The sequence below is a fragment of the Parvibaculum sp. genome (assembly GCF_045863935.1).
Lineage (GTDB): Bacteria > Pseudomonadota > Alphaproteobacteria > Parvibaculales > Parvibaculaceae > Parvibaculum.
Map to the genome: position 1 here is coordinate 15009 of NZ_BTVP01000039.1, position 15119 is coordinate 30127.

At 62.0% G+C, this 15119-nt stretch carries 10 protein-coding genes and 2 pseudogenes; 6 read left to right on the top strand and 6 right to left on the bottom strand.

Annotated elements, in window-relative coordinates:
- Positions 1 to 22: 22 nt before the first annotated feature.
- Positions 23 to 859, bottom strand: a pseudogene (locus ACKUUH_RS14370) (enoyl-CoA hydratase-related protein).
- Between the two features lie 133 nt (positions 860 to 992).
- Positions 993 to 2051: a GGDEF domain-containing protein gene (locus tag ACKUUH_RS14375; RefSeq protein WP_407950604.1), complete on the bottom strand. Its 1059-nt coding sequence runs from the start codon at positions 2049 to 2051 to the stop codon at positions 993 to 995.
- 315 nt (positions 2052 to 2366) lie between these two features.
- On the opposite strand from ACKUUH_RS14375, the gene ACKUUH_RS14380 reads away from it, so the two are divergent.
- Positions 2367 to 3830 (top strand): coniferyl aldehyde dehydrogenase, encoded by a 1464-nt coding sequence (locus ACKUUH_RS14380; protein ID WP_407950605.1) that lies wholly within the window; start codon positions 2367 to 2369, stop codon positions 3828 to 3830.
- A gap of 71 nt (positions 3831 to 3901) precedes the next feature.
- Here the strand turns inward: ACKUUH_RS14380 and ACKUUH_RS14385 are convergent, their stop codons facing one another.
- A complete protein-coding gene (locus ACKUUH_RS14385; RefSeq protein WP_407950606.1) occupies positions 3902 to 5413 on the bottom strand; it encodes a DEAD/DEAH box helicase in 1512 nt (503 codons plus the stop codon).
- Positions 5414 to 5782: 369 nt separating this feature from the next.
- Here ACKUUH_RS14385 and ACKUUH_RS14390 point away from each other — a divergent pair, with 369 nt between their 5' ends.
- Positions 5783 to 6895, top strand: a complete 1113-nt coding sequence (locus ACKUUH_RS14390; RefSeq protein ID WP_407950607.1) for a sensor histidine kinase — start codon at positions 5783 to 5785, stop codon at positions 6893 to 6895.
- Between the two features lie 16 nt (positions 6896 to 6911).
- On the opposite strand, the gene parE is transcribed toward ACKUUH_RS14390, so the two are convergent.
- Together parE and ACKUUH_RS14400 are read right to left on the bottom strand one after the other, a co-directional pair.
- Positions 6912 to 8966, bottom strand: a complete 2055-nt coding sequence (parE, locus tag ACKUUH_RS14395) for a DNA topoisomerase IV subunit B (RefSeq protein WP_407950608.1) — start codon at positions 8964 to 8966, stop codon at positions 6912 to 6914.
- Positions 8967 to 9050: 84 nt separating this feature from the next.
- Positions 9051 to 9638, bottom strand: coding sequence for a TetR/AcrR family transcriptional regulator (locus tag ACKUUH_RS14400; RefSeq protein WP_407950609.1), 588 nt, complete (start codon positions 9636 to 9638; stop codon positions 9051 to 9053).
- A gap of 50 nt (positions 9639 to 9688) precedes the next feature.
- Here ACKUUH_RS14400 and ACKUUH_RS14405 point away from each other — a divergent pair, with 50 nt between their 5' ends.
- The 4 genes from ACKUUH_RS14405 to ACKUUH_RS14420 all read left to right on the top strand — a co-directional run bounded on the left by ACKUUH_RS14405 (position 9689) and on the right by ACKUUH_RS14420 (position 14428).
- On the top strand, positions 9689 to 10150 hold the full coding sequence (locus ACKUUH_RS14405; protein WP_407950610.1) for a DUF1330 domain-containing protein: 462 nt from the start codon (positions 9689 to 9691) through the stop codon (positions 10148 to 10150).
- Between the two features lie 65 nt (positions 10151 to 10215).
- Complete coding sequence (locus ACKUUH_RS14410) at positions 10216 to 11514, top strand: NADH:flavin oxidoreductase/NADH oxidase family protein (RefSeq protein WP_407950611.1); 1299 nt, start codon at positions 10216 to 10218, stop codon at positions 11512 to 11514.
- 21 nt (positions 11515 to 11535) lie between these two features.
- On the top strand, positions 11536 to 13053 hold the full coding sequence (locus ACKUUH_RS14415) for an SLC13 family permease (protein WP_407950612.1): 1518 nt from the start codon (positions 11536 to 11538) through the stop codon (positions 13051 to 13053).
- A 610-nt stretch (positions 13054 to 13663) separates the two neighbouring features.
- Positions 13664 to 14428: a hypothetical protein gene (locus ACKUUH_RS14420; RefSeq protein WP_407950613.1), complete on the top strand. Its 765-nt coding sequence runs from the start codon at positions 13664 to 13666 to the stop codon at positions 14426 to 14428.
- A 66-nt stretch (positions 14429 to 14494) separates the two neighbouring features.
- On the opposite strand, the pseudogene glnA reads toward ACKUUH_RS14420, so the two are convergent.
- Positions 14495 to 15119 (bottom strand): annotated as a pseudogene (gene glnA / locus ACKUUH_RS14425) (glutamine synthetase); the annotation flags it as partial.

Sequence of the window (15119 nt, forward strand, 5' to 3'; positions counted from 1 at the left end):
TGTTTTGCGTGAATTTCGTGGCTCAGGCCGTGAACTCCGGATCCTTCTTGGTGAGGAACGCCTTCACGCCTGCGACAAAGTTGGGGTGATCGCCGAGCATGCCCTGCACATCGCGCTCATAGTCGAGTTGCGCGGCGAAACCGTTGTTCCCTGCGGCGTCGATGGCCTTGCGGATTTCGCCGAATGCATTCGTCGGCCCCTTCGCGAGCTTCGTCGCGACGGTGCGTGCCTCGCTCATCAGCGCCTCGTCATCGACGCATTTTCAGATCAGGCCCCATTCGGCAGCCGTCTCTGCGGGAAGCTTGTCGCCGGTAAGCGCGAGGCCGAGTGCCCGGGCACGTCCGACGAGCCGCGGCAAATGCCATGTGCAGCCCAGGTCCGGGATAAGGCCGAGCCGGGGACCGAATACCTGTATGAACGCGGCACTCTTCGCCGCGATAACGATATCCGCCGCAAGGGCGAGGCCGACGCCGCCGCCTGCCGCCACGCCGTTCACTGCGGCTACGATCGGCTTCTGCAAGGCATAGAGTTCTCGCATCATCGGATTGAAGCCAACCGTCATTCCATGTGCCACGCCCTGACCGACGGACATGCCGTCCTGACGCTGTCCTTGCGCGGCAAGATCGGCACCGGCACAGAAGCCGCGCCCGGCACCTGTGATGAGGAGCACCCGCGCATCCGGATTCCCCGCGACCTCGGCCACGGCGGCGCGTATATCGGCGATGAGCTGCGTGTCGATGCTGTTCAGTACCTCGGGCCGGTTGAGAGTAAGCAGGGCAATGCCGTCTTCGACGGCGAGCGTGATCGTTTCCATGGTCGCGTCCCGGTGTTCGCTCTGGTTGTGGGCAGCATAGGACATCGGCTCGGTTCACGCCGCCGGATTTCGGCCGAAAATAGCCGCCCACCGTCACATGCGAAAGGCCGCCCGCGGGATCTCCGGGGCGGCCTAGCGTTACGTTGCGTCAAAGGTCAGTGGGTGGCGTCCGGTCAGGTCAGCCCGCCTGTGCTTGTGGCGCCGCCATGTGGTGACATTCGGTGATGACGCGATTGCGTCCGCTCCGCTTGGCCTCGTAGAGGCAGGCGTCGGAACGCTCGATGAGCGACGCCGCATTGTCTCCGGGCCGGAATTGGGCAATGCCCATCGACATGGTGACACGGCCAAGAGACTCGCCCGTCGAGCGTTTGACGAGTTCGCGTGCTTGCACCGTCTCCCGAACGGTATTGGCGACAGCCTCCGCCGAGGCCATTTCCGTCGCCGGCATGATGACCGCGAATTCCTCGCCGCCGTAGCGGGCAACGATATGACCGTTGAGCGCACCGGTTTTGAGGCAGCTCGCCACCAGGCGAAGCACCTGGTCGCCCGTGCGGTGTCCGAACGTGTCGTTGAACTTCTTGAAGTGGTCGATGTCTCCGATAACGAGGCAGAGCGGATCGCCGCTCTTTGCCGCATTTTCCAGTTCGCGCGCCAGCGCTTCATCGAAAGCCTTGCGGTTGTTGACGCCGGTAAGGCCGTCGGTGCGCGCCTCGCTATGCGCTTTCTCGAGGTTCTGCTGCAGCTCGTTGAGCTCTTTCTTGGTTGCCTGAAGGTGCTCTTCGAGTTCGGTGCTGCGCTGTTCCATCTTGCGCGACGCATTCACGATCGCCTCGACGGCACTGCGCACGTCGCTTGCCGACGACTGGCTGGTAAGTCCCTCGCTCGCCTCGCGCACCGTGGTGCCGAGGGCAGTGGAGTTGCCCACCGACTCTTCGATGATCCTGAGAATCTGGTCGACTTCCGTGTTGATCCGCGCGCCAGTCGTGAGCGTGACGTCGGTCAACTTGCCTTCGGTCAGATATTTCTTCTGCAGCGACATCGTGGTGTCGAGGTCGACCGGCAGGGCGCTCGCGATCCGGCTGTCGATTTCCTGGTTCAGTTCGGGCAGGCGGCCGGAGGCATACCGGAACCAGACGGAGTAGTTGTCGGGCGCGGGGGGGATTCCATGGTCCGCCATAAGCTGGAGCGCACGTTCGCTCCACTCGGTCGCGAATTCGATATCTTCCACGTTCGTCACGAGTACGACCCTCACCGGGCGCCCTGTCGGGAGCCGTCTGCCATTCCTGAAAATGACGCTAGGCGGTTTGGGTTACCTCCCCGTAAATTCCGCAGAAAATGGCGGTTTTTCGTGGCTAATTCGAAATGCTAGGGTGACCGGCGATGGGGGGCTCTCAAAGGGCCGCTCGTTATGTATATTTCAGAAAAATTAACCGGGTTCGGTAGGGCTTTCCCCCGGGCTTCGGCGGGGCCGCCACGCGAGTGGCTGGCGATGGCAACGAATAAACAAGCGGCGGGCGCCCCCCAGGCGTAGCCGCACATCAGGAGGATACAAATGAGCTTGGCGGAGCAGACCACTCACGAAGCGGATTCGGCGACTATTTCGGCCTCGATCCGCGCGATCCTCGACAAGCAGAAGGCGGCGCACATCAACGAAGGCCCCGCAAGCGCCGAGCGCCGCATCGATTGGCTGGACCGCGCCATTGCGCTTCTCGTCGACAATCAAAAGGAGATCGTCGAGGCGCTCGCGTCCGACTTTGGCCACCGCAGCCATGAGCAGACGCTGCTCACCGACGTAATGGGGTCGATCGGGCCGCTGAAACACGCGAAGAAACACCTCCGCCAGTGGATGAAGCCGGAGAAGCGGAAGGTGCAGTTCCCGCTCGGCCTGCTGGGGGCCAAGGCGCGTGTCGAATATCAGCCGCTTGGCACGGTCGGCATCATCAGTCCGTGGAATTTCCCGATCAATCTCACATGGACGCCGCTTGCGGGTGTTTTTGCCGCGGGTAACCGCGCCATGATCAAACCGTCGGAGTTTACCCCGGCGACCTCCGAGCTGATGGCCCGTCTTCTGCGCCAGGCCTATGACGAGACGGAAGTGGCCGTGGTGACCGGCGGTCCGGCTGTCGGTGAAGCTTTCAGCCGTCAGCCCTTCGATCACCTGTTGTTCACCGGCGCGACCTCTATCGCCTACCACGTGATGCGTGCGGCGGCGGAAAACCTGGTGCCGCTCACGCTGGAACTCGGCGGAAAATCGCCCGTGATCGTGTCGAAATCGGCGAAGATCGACGATGCGGCTGCCCGCATCATGAACGGCAAGGTCCTGAATGCCGGCCAGATCTGCCTCGCACCGGACTATGTCTTCGTACCGGAAGGCAAAGTCGATGAGTTCGTGTCGGAGGCCACGAAGTCGGTAACGAAGATGTTGCCGACGATGAAGGACAATCCCGACTACACTTCGATCATCAACCAGCGCCATTACGACCGCCTGAACTCGTATATCGACGATGCGAAAAGCAAGGGCGCGAGGATCATCGAGATCAATCCGGCCAACGAGGACTTCAGCCAGCAGCAGACCCACAAGATTCCGCCGACGCTGGTGCTCAACCCGACCGACGACATGAAGATCATGCAGGACGAGATTTTTGGTCCGCTCTTGCCGGTCAAGACCTACAAGGAAGTGGGCGAGGTTCTTGGCTACGTGAACGCCAATGCGCGTCCGCTCGGCCTCTACTACTTCGGCGATGACGAGAAGGAAGAGCGCACCGTCCTCGACCGCACGACATCGGGCGGCGTGACGGTCAACGATGTCATCATGCATGTGTCGATGGAAGACTTGCCGTTTGGCGGTGTCGGTCCGTCCGGTATGGGTGCCTATCACGGTTTGGACGGCTTCCGGACCTTCAGCCATGCGAAGGCCGTCTACACGCAGTCGAAGGCGAAGATGGTCGCGGAGATGTTCCGTCCGCCTTACGGTCCGAAGACGCGGAAGCTGCTCGCGTCCCAGATCAAAAAATAAGCGGGACTATCCCGGAAACAGATAAGGCGGCTCCAAGGAGCCGCCTTTTTCATTTCATGTTGTACGAAGGATCAGGCGTCTTCTGATTCCGCTTCGAACTCGTCATCCGTGTCCTTCGTCTTCTTCGGCAGTTTCACTGCGCGGAGAATGAAGGCGGGGACGTGATCGCCAAGGCCGACCACACGCTCGTCGTCGCGGTCGTGGCCACGTTCGCTGCCGCGGCGGTTCGAGCGCTCATCGCGCTTGGGTGCCTCATGGCGGCGTGGTGCTTCTGTTTTTTCGGCAGGTTTTTCAGCCTTTTCGACAGGCTTCTCAGCCGGTGCTTCCGTGACGGCATCAACGGCTTCTTCTTTCGCCGCGCTACGGCCACGACCGCCACGGCGCGAGCGGCCGCGCTTCGGTTCCTGCCGGCCTTCGGTCTCCGCTTCCGGCGCTTCCACCGCTTCCACCGCGACTTCTGCCTTGGGAAGCTTTGATTCGCCGTCAGGGATCGGGTTGCCGATCAGCTTCTCGATAGCGGCGAGATATTTGCCATCCTCGCGCGTCGCGAGCGTATAGGCCGTGCCGCTCTTGCCCGCGCGACCCGTGCGGCCGATGCGGTGGACATAGTCTTCCGCATGTGTCGGCACGTCGAAATTGAACACATGGCTCACATCCGGAATGTCGAGGCCGCGCGCAGCGACATCGCTCGCGACCAGCAGTCGGATGGTGCCTTTCCGGAATCCGTCCAGAGTCCTCGTGCGTGTCGCCTGGTCGAGGTCGCCGTGAATGGCGCCAGCCGACAATCCGCTCTTGGACAACGCGCGTTCCAGCACGGAAACGTCGCGCTTGCGGTTGCAGAAGATGATCGCGTTCTTCACGTTCTCGTCTTCGATGATCTTCTGGAGAAGGTCGCGTTTGCCATCCCGCGTCGTCTTTATCAGCACCTGCTTGATGGTGGCGCCCGTCGAAGATGCCCGCGCCACTTCAATGCGCTCCGGATTGTGCAGGAATGTGTCCGTAAGCCGCTGGATTTCCGGCGGCATCGTTGCCGAGAAAAAGAGCGTCTGTCGGGTGAAAGGCAGCTTCTTGCAGATTTCCTCGATATCGGGAATGAAGCCCATGTCGAGCATGCGGTCGGCTTCGTCGATCACCAGGATCTGAACGCCCGTGAGAAGCACCTTGCCGCGGCCGCAATGGTCGAGCAGGCGGCCGGGCGTCGCGATCAGGACGTCGACGCCCCGGTCCAGCTTCTTCTCCTGGTCGCCGAAGGACACGCCGCCGATCAGGAGCGCCATCGAGAGCTTGTTGTATTTGCCATAGGTCTCGAAGTTCTCGGCGACCTGCGCGGCAAGTTCGCGCGTCGGCTCCAGAATGAGCGAGCGCGGCATGCGTGCCCGGGCGCGGCCCCGCGACAGCTTGTCGATCATCGGCAGCGTGAAGGACGCCGTCTTGCCGGTGCCGGTCTGCGCGATGCCGAGCACGTCGCGCCCGGCAAGAACGTGGGGAATGGCTTGCGCCTGGATAGGTGTCGGTTCGGTGTAGCCGGTTTCAGCTACAGCTTTCAGTACCTCTGGCGCGAGGCCGAGTTCGTCAAATGTCATTCGGGAAGCCCTGTACACCGTTGATGCGCTGCCCGTGGTGGCCCACTTTCAGGGCCGTGGACGGAGCCTCCGCGAACGGATCGGGGAGGGTGAGCAGCAAATAGCGCGTTGTTCTGCGGCCGCGCGAATCCGCTAAAGATGAGCGGACCATAGGGATAATCGACCGATTGTCAACAGAACCCACAGCTTTTCTGTGGTTGGCGCCTATTCCGGGCGATTCCTGCGCGCTTGGCCGATGTGACCAAAACCGCTCACACGGCAGCCGTTTCCGGGTCCCGTGTGGCCAGGTGTCGCGACATTCGTTTCCGTGCCGTTAAGGCTTTCGGCGCACCTTGGATACGAAAAGAAAGGATTATTTCAGGTCGGACTATGACCGGTACGCCGCCGAAATCTCTGCAACGGGAAGACCCGAGACCTGACAATGGCGCGGATGCGAACCGCCGCGGGCTGCTTTCGCGGCTCAATCGCCTGCTCGGTCGGCTGGGCCCGGCCATGGCGTCGCTCCTGCTGACGGCCGTGGCGGTCGTCCTTGCCGGCCTGTTCAACTGGGTCTTGGGCAAAATCGGGCTTATCGACTTCGATCTGCAGATTCTGGAAGCAACGATCATCGTGACCGTGCTGGTCGGCCTTCCTATCATCGTCTATGCGCAGATAACGATCCAGGCGCTGAACGTTTCCCGCCGGGCTTTGCGCCAGATGACCGAGCGTCTCGCCTGGGCGCTGGACAATGCCGAGCGGGCCAACGAGGCGAAGTCCCGTTTCCTGGCCAACATGAGCCACGAGCTGCGGACACCGCTCAACGCCATCATCGGATTCTCGGATATCCTCCGCAATCAACGCTTCGGAGAGATCGGGAACCCGCGTTACAGGGAATATGCCGCCGACATCAACGAAAGCGGCATGCACCTTCTGAGCATCATCAACGACATTCTCGACCTGTCGAAGATCGAAGCGGGCAGCGCAATCACTCCCGATGAGGTGGAGTTCGACGTCGATGCGGTCATCGAGAGCGCCGAGCATATGGTGCGCATGATGGCCGAACGGGGGAACGTCACGCTCCTCGTTCAGAAGCCGGAAGCGAGTGTCCGCCTGATCGGCGTCGAGCGTATGGTCAGGCAGATCTTCGTCAATGTGCTTTCCAACGCCGTGAAGTTTACCGATACAGGGGGTGTCGTTTCCCTGGCGGCATCGCTGAGAAGCAACGGCACCTTCGTCGTCTCCATATCCGATACCGGGATCGGTATGTCGCCGGAAGAGGTGAAGCTTGCCTTGACGCCGTTCGGTCAGGTGGACAGCTCGCTTGCGCGCAAACATGCCGGCACCGGCCTCGGCCTGCCGCTGGCCAAGGCGATGATGGAACTCCACGAGGGCCGATTGCTGGTTCGCAGCGCGCCCGGAAGAGGCACCACCATCATTCTCGTTTTTCCCGCGGAACGTGTGGCAGGCGTGACCCGTCGGGAATCCGTCGCACAGGTTTCCTGACAGACGCGACTCCGCGTCAGATGTCGAGGTCGTGCGCGAAGGCTGCGTGTTCCTGAATGAACTGGAACCTCAGTTCAGCCTTGTTCCCCATCAGCCGTTCGACGGCACTGCTCGTTTCCTTGATGTCGGCTTCCGGCACCACAACGCGCATCAGCGTGCGTTTTCCGCGCGCCATGGTTGTCTCCTTGAGCTGCGCGGGCATCATTTCGCCAAGCCCCTTGAAGCGGCTCACCTCGATCTTGCCCTTGCCGGTAAACTCCTTCTTCAGAAGCTCGTCCTTGTGCGCATCGTCGCGCGCGTAGAGCGTCTTGCCGCCCTGCGTCAGCTTGTAGAGCGGCGGCACCGCCATATAAAGATGCCCGTTGGCGATGAGCTTCGGCATCTCGCGATAGAAGAAGGTGATGAGCAGCGACGCGATATGGGCACCGTCCACGTCGGCGTCGGTCATGATGATGACCTTGTCGTAGCGCAATTCTTCGTCGCGGTAATGCGAACCGGGCCGCACGCCGAGTGCCTGCATGAGGTCTGAAATCTGCTGGCTTTGCGCGAGCTTTGCGCCGCTCGCGCTGGCGACGTTCAGAATCTTGCCCCTGAGCGGCAGAATGGCCTGGGCCGCGCGGTCGCGCGCCTGTTTCGCCGAACCGCCGGCGCTGTCGCCTTCGACAAGGAAGATTTCCGAACCCTCCGCCGCCGACTGGCTGCAATCGGCGAGCTTTCCCGGAAGCCTCAGCTTCCGCGTCGCCGTCTTGCGCGCAACGTCTTTTTCCTGCCGCCGCCGCAGGCGATCGTCGGCCCGGTCGATCACCCATTCGAGCAGTTTGTTTGCCTGCTGTGGTGCCGCCGTCAGCCAGTGATCGAAATGGTCGCCGATGGCGCGCTCCACAAGCCGCTGCGCCTCGGCGCTCGCAAGCTTCTCCTTCGTCTGGCCCTGGAATTCCGGTTCGCGGATAAAAACGGAGAGCATCGCTCCCGCTGTGCCGAGCACGTCGTCAGCCTGTATCTGCGCGACCTTCTTGTTGCCTACAAGGTCGCCATAGGATTTCAGGCCCTTGGTCAGGGCCGCGCGAAGCCCGGCTTCATGTGTGCCGCCTTCCGCGGTAGGCACCGTGTTGCAGTAGGAGTTGAGGAAGCCGTCGCCACCGCCGAACCAGGCAATAGCCCATTCGACCGAACCGTGACTCCCGGCACGCGATATCTTCCCCGTGAAGGGTTCGGCCGTCACCGTGTCGTAGCCATTGATCGACGTCTTGAGATAATCGACGAGCCCGCCCGGAAAATGCAGCACGTCGTTTGCGGGCGTATCGTCCTTATCGCCGATGAGGGAAGGCGCGCAGTTCCACCTGATCTCCACACCGCCGAAGAGATAGGCTTTCGACCGCGCCATCTTGTAGAGACGCTTCGGAACGAAATGCGCGCCCTTGCCGAATATCTCCCCGTCCGGATGGAAGGTGATCTTCGTGCCGCGCCGGTTCTGTACCCGGCCCTTGTTCTCGAGCTTCGTCTTCGCCGCGCCGCGTGAATAGGACTGCGTGTAAAGCGTCTGGTCGCGTGCAACCTCGACCTCGAAGCGATCCGACAGCGCATTCACGACCGAAATGCCGACGCCGTGCAGGCCGCCTGAGGTCTCATAGGCCTTGCCGCCGAACTTGCCGCCCGAATGCAGTGTTGTGAGGATGACTTCCAGCGCCGACTTGTTCTTGAATTTCGGATGTGGGTCGACCGGAATGCCGCGCCCATTGTCGGCGACCATCAGGCTCCCGTCCTCATCGAGCGTCACCTCGATCCAGTTGGCGTGCCCCGCCACCGCTTCGTCCATCGAATTGTCGAGGACTTCGGCAAAGAGATGATGCAGCGCCTTCTCGTCCGTGCCGCCGATATACATGCCCGGCCGCCGGCGCACGGGCTCGAGCCCTTCGAGAACCTCGATATCCTTGGCGGAGTAGCTGTCACCCTTGGCGTCGTCTCCTTTCGGCGCAGTCTTGCGCGCCTTGGCGGCGGGCTTTGGAGTGCTCGCAGCGGCGGAGAAAAGGTCTTCGGTGTCGTCGGGTTTGCTCGTCTTGCGGGCGGCCATGAACTCGGAACTTTGAAGAGGAGAATCAGTGGGATTGTAGGGCGGGCAGGGGCACGCGCCAAACGTTGGCGCCTTATACCGCATTCATTTCAGCAATGCGCGCTCAAGAGCCTGGGTTGTTGTTTTTGCTGCGGTTCCGGGCGGCCAGCCGCAATCGCGGGTGAGTAACCCCCAGTTTTCGAGCGAGCACCCTACCCAGAGATAGTCGGCGGCCCGGGTCACGGTCCAGCCGTCGGCGAGCATGCCCGCCTTGTCGAGGCCCCTTATGAGCTGCCTGAGGACATGCCGCAATTCGTTCATCCGGTCTTCCCAGGCGCGCGCCGCATCTTCATCCGTCGCGCGAAGGCGGATCAGGTCTTGCGCGACAGGCTGAATTTGCGGAACGAAGGAAAACCACACCGACAGGCAGGCACGAAATCTTTCTATCGGGTCGGGGAGCGACAGGGCGTTCTGGATTTTGCGCCGGATATCCGCGCGCTCGTCGGCACGGCGGACAAGCGCAAGCAGAAGGCCGCCGCGGGAACCGAAATGCACATGGATCGACTGCCGCGTGACCCCGACGGCGGAAGCAATTTCCGTCAGCGAGGTTCCGGCTCCGCGTACGGCAATCAGGTTCCATGCCGCGTCCAGGATTTCGGCCCTTGTTCGTGCGGATTTTCCAATTTTTGACATATGTAACATTTTATATATTTTACCCATGTCAAAAATAAAGGAGGACGATCATGAACGCCAGCGCCGTTGATACGAATGTGCAGGATCGGATAGCGGCAATGATTTCCGTCTATGGGGAGAACGGCGCGGTGCCGGCGCGCTCGCAATGGGAAGCTCTCATGTCTCTCCCCGCGGATGCGCCGGTCACTCTTCTGAATTTCTTCAAATTGCGGCGGGAAGCGCATTACGCCGATGGGAGCGGTGTCTCTCCATGCTCCGGGCAGGAGGCTTTCTCTCGCTACGCCGCCGTCAGCGCGCCGGGCCTTGAAAAAGTCGGCGGGCGCTTCCTGCTGCTTGCGCCTTTCGGTTTTGCCTTCGTGGGGGAAGACGAGGACTGGGATTTTGTTGCCGCCGGTTCCTATCCGGACAGAAACGCGGTACTCGCGCTCTTTGAAGACCGGGACTACCGCAAGGCCTATGTCCATCGTGTGGCCGCCTGCGAGCGGCAAAAAGTCCTTCTCTGTCTGGCCTGAACATTTGCCCTCTTCGCCGGATATGCCACAGTCTCCCATCGCTATTGACTGGGGAGGTCCTTAGAATGTCCGTCACAATATCGTCGCCGTTGACGCTGCCTTGCGGCGCCACATTGAAAAACCGTCTCGCGAAGGGCGCCATGACGGAAGGGCTCGGCGATGCACGGAACCAGGCGACAGGTGGCCATGTCCGCCTCTACCGGCGCTGGGCGGAAGGCGGGGCGGGCATGCTCCTTACCGGTAACGTCCAGGTCGACCGGCGTTATCTGGAGAGGCCCGGCAATGTCGCGATCGACGGCGCGCAGTCGAACGAGGCGATTGCGGCGCTCCGTGAATACGCAAAAGCAGGCACAGAGAACGGCACTCATCTCTGGATGCAGATTTCCCATGCCGGCCGCCAGACCCCGGCACTGGTGAACAAGGAGCCGGTCGGCCCCTCCGATAAGGCGCTCGACATGCCCGGCGCGCAGTTCGGCAAGCCTCGCGCGCTTAGCGGGGCAGAGATCGAGGACGTTATCCGCCGCTTTGCCCATGCCGCCGCCGTCGCGCGCGATACGGGCTTCACCGGCGTGCAGATTCATGGCGCCCATGGCTATCTCATTTCCGAGTTCCTCTCGCCCGACGTGAACACGCGCACCGACGAGTGGGGCGGCAGCCTCGAAAATCGCGCGCGGCTTCTCCTTGAGGTCGTTCGCGCCGTGCGCCGCGCCGTTGGCACCGACTTCCCCGTTTCCGTGAAACTCAACTCGGCCGACTTCCAGCGCGGCGGTTTCAGCCACGAAGACTCCATCCGTGTCGCCACCTGGCTCGATGCGGAAGGCCTCGATCTTCTGGAAATTTCCGGCGGCACCTACGAGCAGCCGCGCCTCGTCGGTCTCGACGATATGACGCTTCATCCCGAGAAGGCGGAGGTTCGCCGCGAGAGCACCATTGCCCGGGAGGCCTACTTCCTTGAATACGCAAAGGACATCCGCGCCACCGTGAAAATGCCGCTCATGGTCACAGGCGGTTTCCGTACACTCGCGGGCATGAATGCCGCGCTCGGCAGCGGCACCATGGATGTCGTCGGCATCGCGCGTCCGCTCTGTGTCGATCCGGCCGTCCCGGCGAAGCTTTTGTCCGGCGTGGCGAAGGAAACGCCCGCCTACGAGAAAACGCTCCGTCTGGGCCCGGGCATTCTCGGCCCCCACAGCCCGATCAATCTCCTCAAGGCCCTGAACGGCTGGGGTCAGCAGGGCTGGTTCTGTCTCCAGCTCCTGCGGATGGGTGAAGGCAAGGACCCGGATCCGAAAATGGGCGTCTTCTCTGCCTTTCGCAATTATGCGAAGAACGAGGCGCAAACGGCGGCCGCACTGGTGCGCTAGAGCCGGGGCGGGAGCGGGGCGATGGACAGCGTGGAAGGCCACAAGGTCGGTTTCGGTCGGCGGCAGATAATCGGCTGGCTGCTCGGGCCGGCCCTGCTCGCGCTCACTTTCGTCGTCCCCGCGCCGGAAGGCCTCAGCCAGCTCGGCTGGCATGTTGCGGGTGTCGCAGGTCTCATGGCTGTCTGGTGGATCGCGGAGCCGATCCCCATTCCCGCAACCTCGCTGCTTCCGATGATCCTCTTTCCGCTCATCGGCGTCGTCGACATTCGCGGTGCCGCCGCGCCATATGCGCATCCGATCATCTATCTTTTTTTCGGTGGCTTTCTTCTCGCGCTGGCGATGGAGCGGTGGGGCCTTCACCGTCGGATCGCCCTCGGCCTCATCGGTGCGATGGGCACAAAGCCAACCCACATCGTCGCCGGTTTCATGGTTGCCGCCGCTTTTCTCAGCATGTGGGTCAGCAATACCGCGACGACGCTGATGATGCTGCCTATCGCGCTCTCCGTCATAGCGCTGCTCGAGGCACAGGCCAGGGACGCGAAGGCGAAGGACGCCGCGGCGAAGTTCTCGCTCGTGCTTCTACTCGCTGTCGCCTACAGCGCCACCATCGGCGGTCTCGGCACGCTGATCGGTACGCCGCCGAATGCGCTGCTCGCCGCCTTTCTCAGCCAGACCTACGGCTTCCAGATCGGCTTCGGCGAATGGATGCTGGTCGGCGTTCCCGTCGTTATCGTCGGCGTGCCGCTCGCCTGGTTTCTGATGACGCGCGTCATCTTCCGTCTGTCGTCCTTCGAGATCGAGGGTGCCGCCGATGTCATCTCCGTCGAGCGCGGCAAGCTTGGCCGCATCACGCGTCAGGAAATTGCCGTCGCCATCATCTTCGCATGCACGGCGCTTGGCTGGGTCACGCAGCCCTTGATCGCCAAAGTGGTACCTTTCGTCTCCGACACGGGCATAGCGCTCATGGGGGGTCTGGCGCTCTTTCTCGTACCGGTCGATGCGCGCAAGGGCGTCTTCCTCATGGACTGGCAAACCGCAAAGCGTGCACCATGGGATGTCTTCCTGCTTTTCGGCGGCGGTCTCAGCCTCGCCTCGGGCATCGAGGCACATGGCGTCGCCGCCTGGCTCGGTGCGCTCTTTGACGGCGCGGGCGGCATGCCGACGCTGCTGCTGGTCGCGCTCGTCTGCATGCTGATCCTGATGCTCACCGAACTCACCAGCAACACGGCGACGGCAGCGACGTTCCTGCCCGTCATCGCCGCGGTCGCCATCACCATCGGCGAAAATCCGTTGCTGCTTCTCGTGCCCGCGGCAATGGCGGCAAACTGCTCCTTCATGCTGCCGGTCGGTACGCCGCCCAATGCCATCGTCTTCGGCAGCGGCCGCATTCCCCTGCCGCAAATGGCGAAGGCGGGCCTGTGGCTCAATGTCACCTTTGTCGTGTTGATCGTCGCGATGGTCTATGTCCTCGGGTCGCTCGTCTTCGGCATAGAGCCTGGCGTGCTGCCAGATTGGGCAACGAACGTGCCGCCTGCCTGAGTGTGTGGATGAGTGTGTGTGGAGTTGCCGCGCGACTGAATGTCTTGCGCGAAGGAGAGTTCCGGATTTTGAACCGGCGCAACCCCGCTCAAACGGAAGCCCCGGATTTCCTGTCGGGCGTTCCTTGCGGGGCTGCTTATGGAAGTGCTGCTTGCACTCGCCCGCGCTGAAGAGCCGGGCTTATCTCCATTGCCTTTTTGCCTGTGCGCTCAATCAGCGCGGCCTGGGCGTCAGACTGTCTTTGCGCTTTTCCCTTGGCCTATAAGATTTGCTGACCGGTCGCGCCTGTGAACGGCGTCAGGTCTTGGCTATGTGTCTCAATCGTCTTTCTCTTACGGAAAGACCCGCGTCGGTGGAGCCATCTTCTTAAACCTCCTCCTTCGTTAGACGTGAAAATGCTACGCCCGAATGTGCGAAAAGGTCAACTAGAATAGGCGTTTCCGTAATGCGATATGAGTCAGGCATGTTGACCGATGTGGTTTAAATCCGTAGGCGGATGGATTTGTCTGCTCTGCCCGAATGGAGCGGGGCCCAGGCTCTCTTGACGCTCGCCGCCCTCGCCGTCACTCTCCGGGCAATCAAAGAACAGATTAGAAAGAGGGAGGAGGCGATGTGGCTTCGTCAGGTTGCGCTCGTCGCGCATGAACGCGATCCGGTGGTCGAGCAGTTGGAGAAAGTCCTTGGACTGAAGACTGCCTACAATGATCCCGAAGTCGGCATATTCGGGTTGATCAATGCCGTCATGCCGGTCGGCGGTGAGTTCCTCGAAGTCGTGACCCCGGTGAAGGACGATGCATCGGCGTTGCGCTATCTCCATCGCCGCGGCGGCGATGCCGGCTACATGCTCATCTTCGAAGTGGAAGATGCAAAGGCGCATCGGACGCGTGTGCTTGGTCTCGGCGCGCGTCAGATCGCAGCGCTCGACAAGAGGTACGTCTTTACGCATTTCCATCCCGGTGATTTCGGTGGCGTGCTCACCTCGATCGATTCCGTCACCGGTGTCGATAACTGGTTCGATCGCGACAGCGACTGGCCGCCTGCGGGACCGGACTGGCGCAGCGCGAAGAGCACCAATGCGAAGGGCATTCTCGGCGCTTCCGTACAGACGAAGGCGCCGGCGGCGCTTGCTGCGCGATGGGGCGAGCTGCTCGGCGTAAAGGTGGAAGAGGGGCGCCTCGGTCCCGAATTGCGCCTCGCGCGCGGCTTCGTCCGCTTCGTCGAGCCGGTGGACGAAGATGGCACCGGCGTGATCGGCCTCGACATTTCGATGACCGACACCGGGAGGGCGCTTTCGGAGGCAGGGAAGCTCGGTCTGCCCGTCAGCGGCAACGCAGTCGATATCTGTGGCGTTCGCTTCGCGCTCCACGGTGCCTGACAGTCCCAAACGAAAAGGGCCGGAGCGGTGCGCGCCGGCCCGTCGTTCGTCTCATGATCCGAAGGATCAGACCGAGTAGTACATGTCGTACTCGACCGGGTGCGGCGTCATTTCGTAACGCATGCACTCTTCCCATTTCAGTTCGAGATAGGCGTCGATCTGCTCGTCGGTGAAGACGCCGCCCTTCGTGAGGAACTTGCGGTCCGCATCGACGGCCGTGAGGGCTTCGCGAAGGCTGCCCGAAACGGTCGGGATTTCCTTCAGCTCTTCCGGCGGCAGGTCGTAGAGGTTCTTGTCCATCGGCGCGCCCGGATCGATCTTGTTCTCGATGCCGTCGAGGCCGGCCATCATCATCGCGGCGAAGGCGAGATAGGGGTTCGCCGTCGGATCCGGGAAGCGGATTTCGATGCGCTTCGACTTCGGCGACGTGCCGTGCGGAATACGGCAGGACGCGGAGCGGTTGCGCGCCGAATAGGCGAGCAGCACCGGCGCTTCATAGCCCGGCACCAGGCGCTTGTAGCTGTTGGTGCTGGGGTTCGTGAAGGCGTTGAGCGCCTTGGCATGCTTCAGGATGCCGCCGATGTACCAGAGGCATTCCTGGCTGAGGTCGGCATACTTGTTGCCGGCGAAGAGCGGCTTGCCGTCCTTCCAGATCGACTGGTGGCAGTGCATGCCCGAGCCGTTGTCGCCG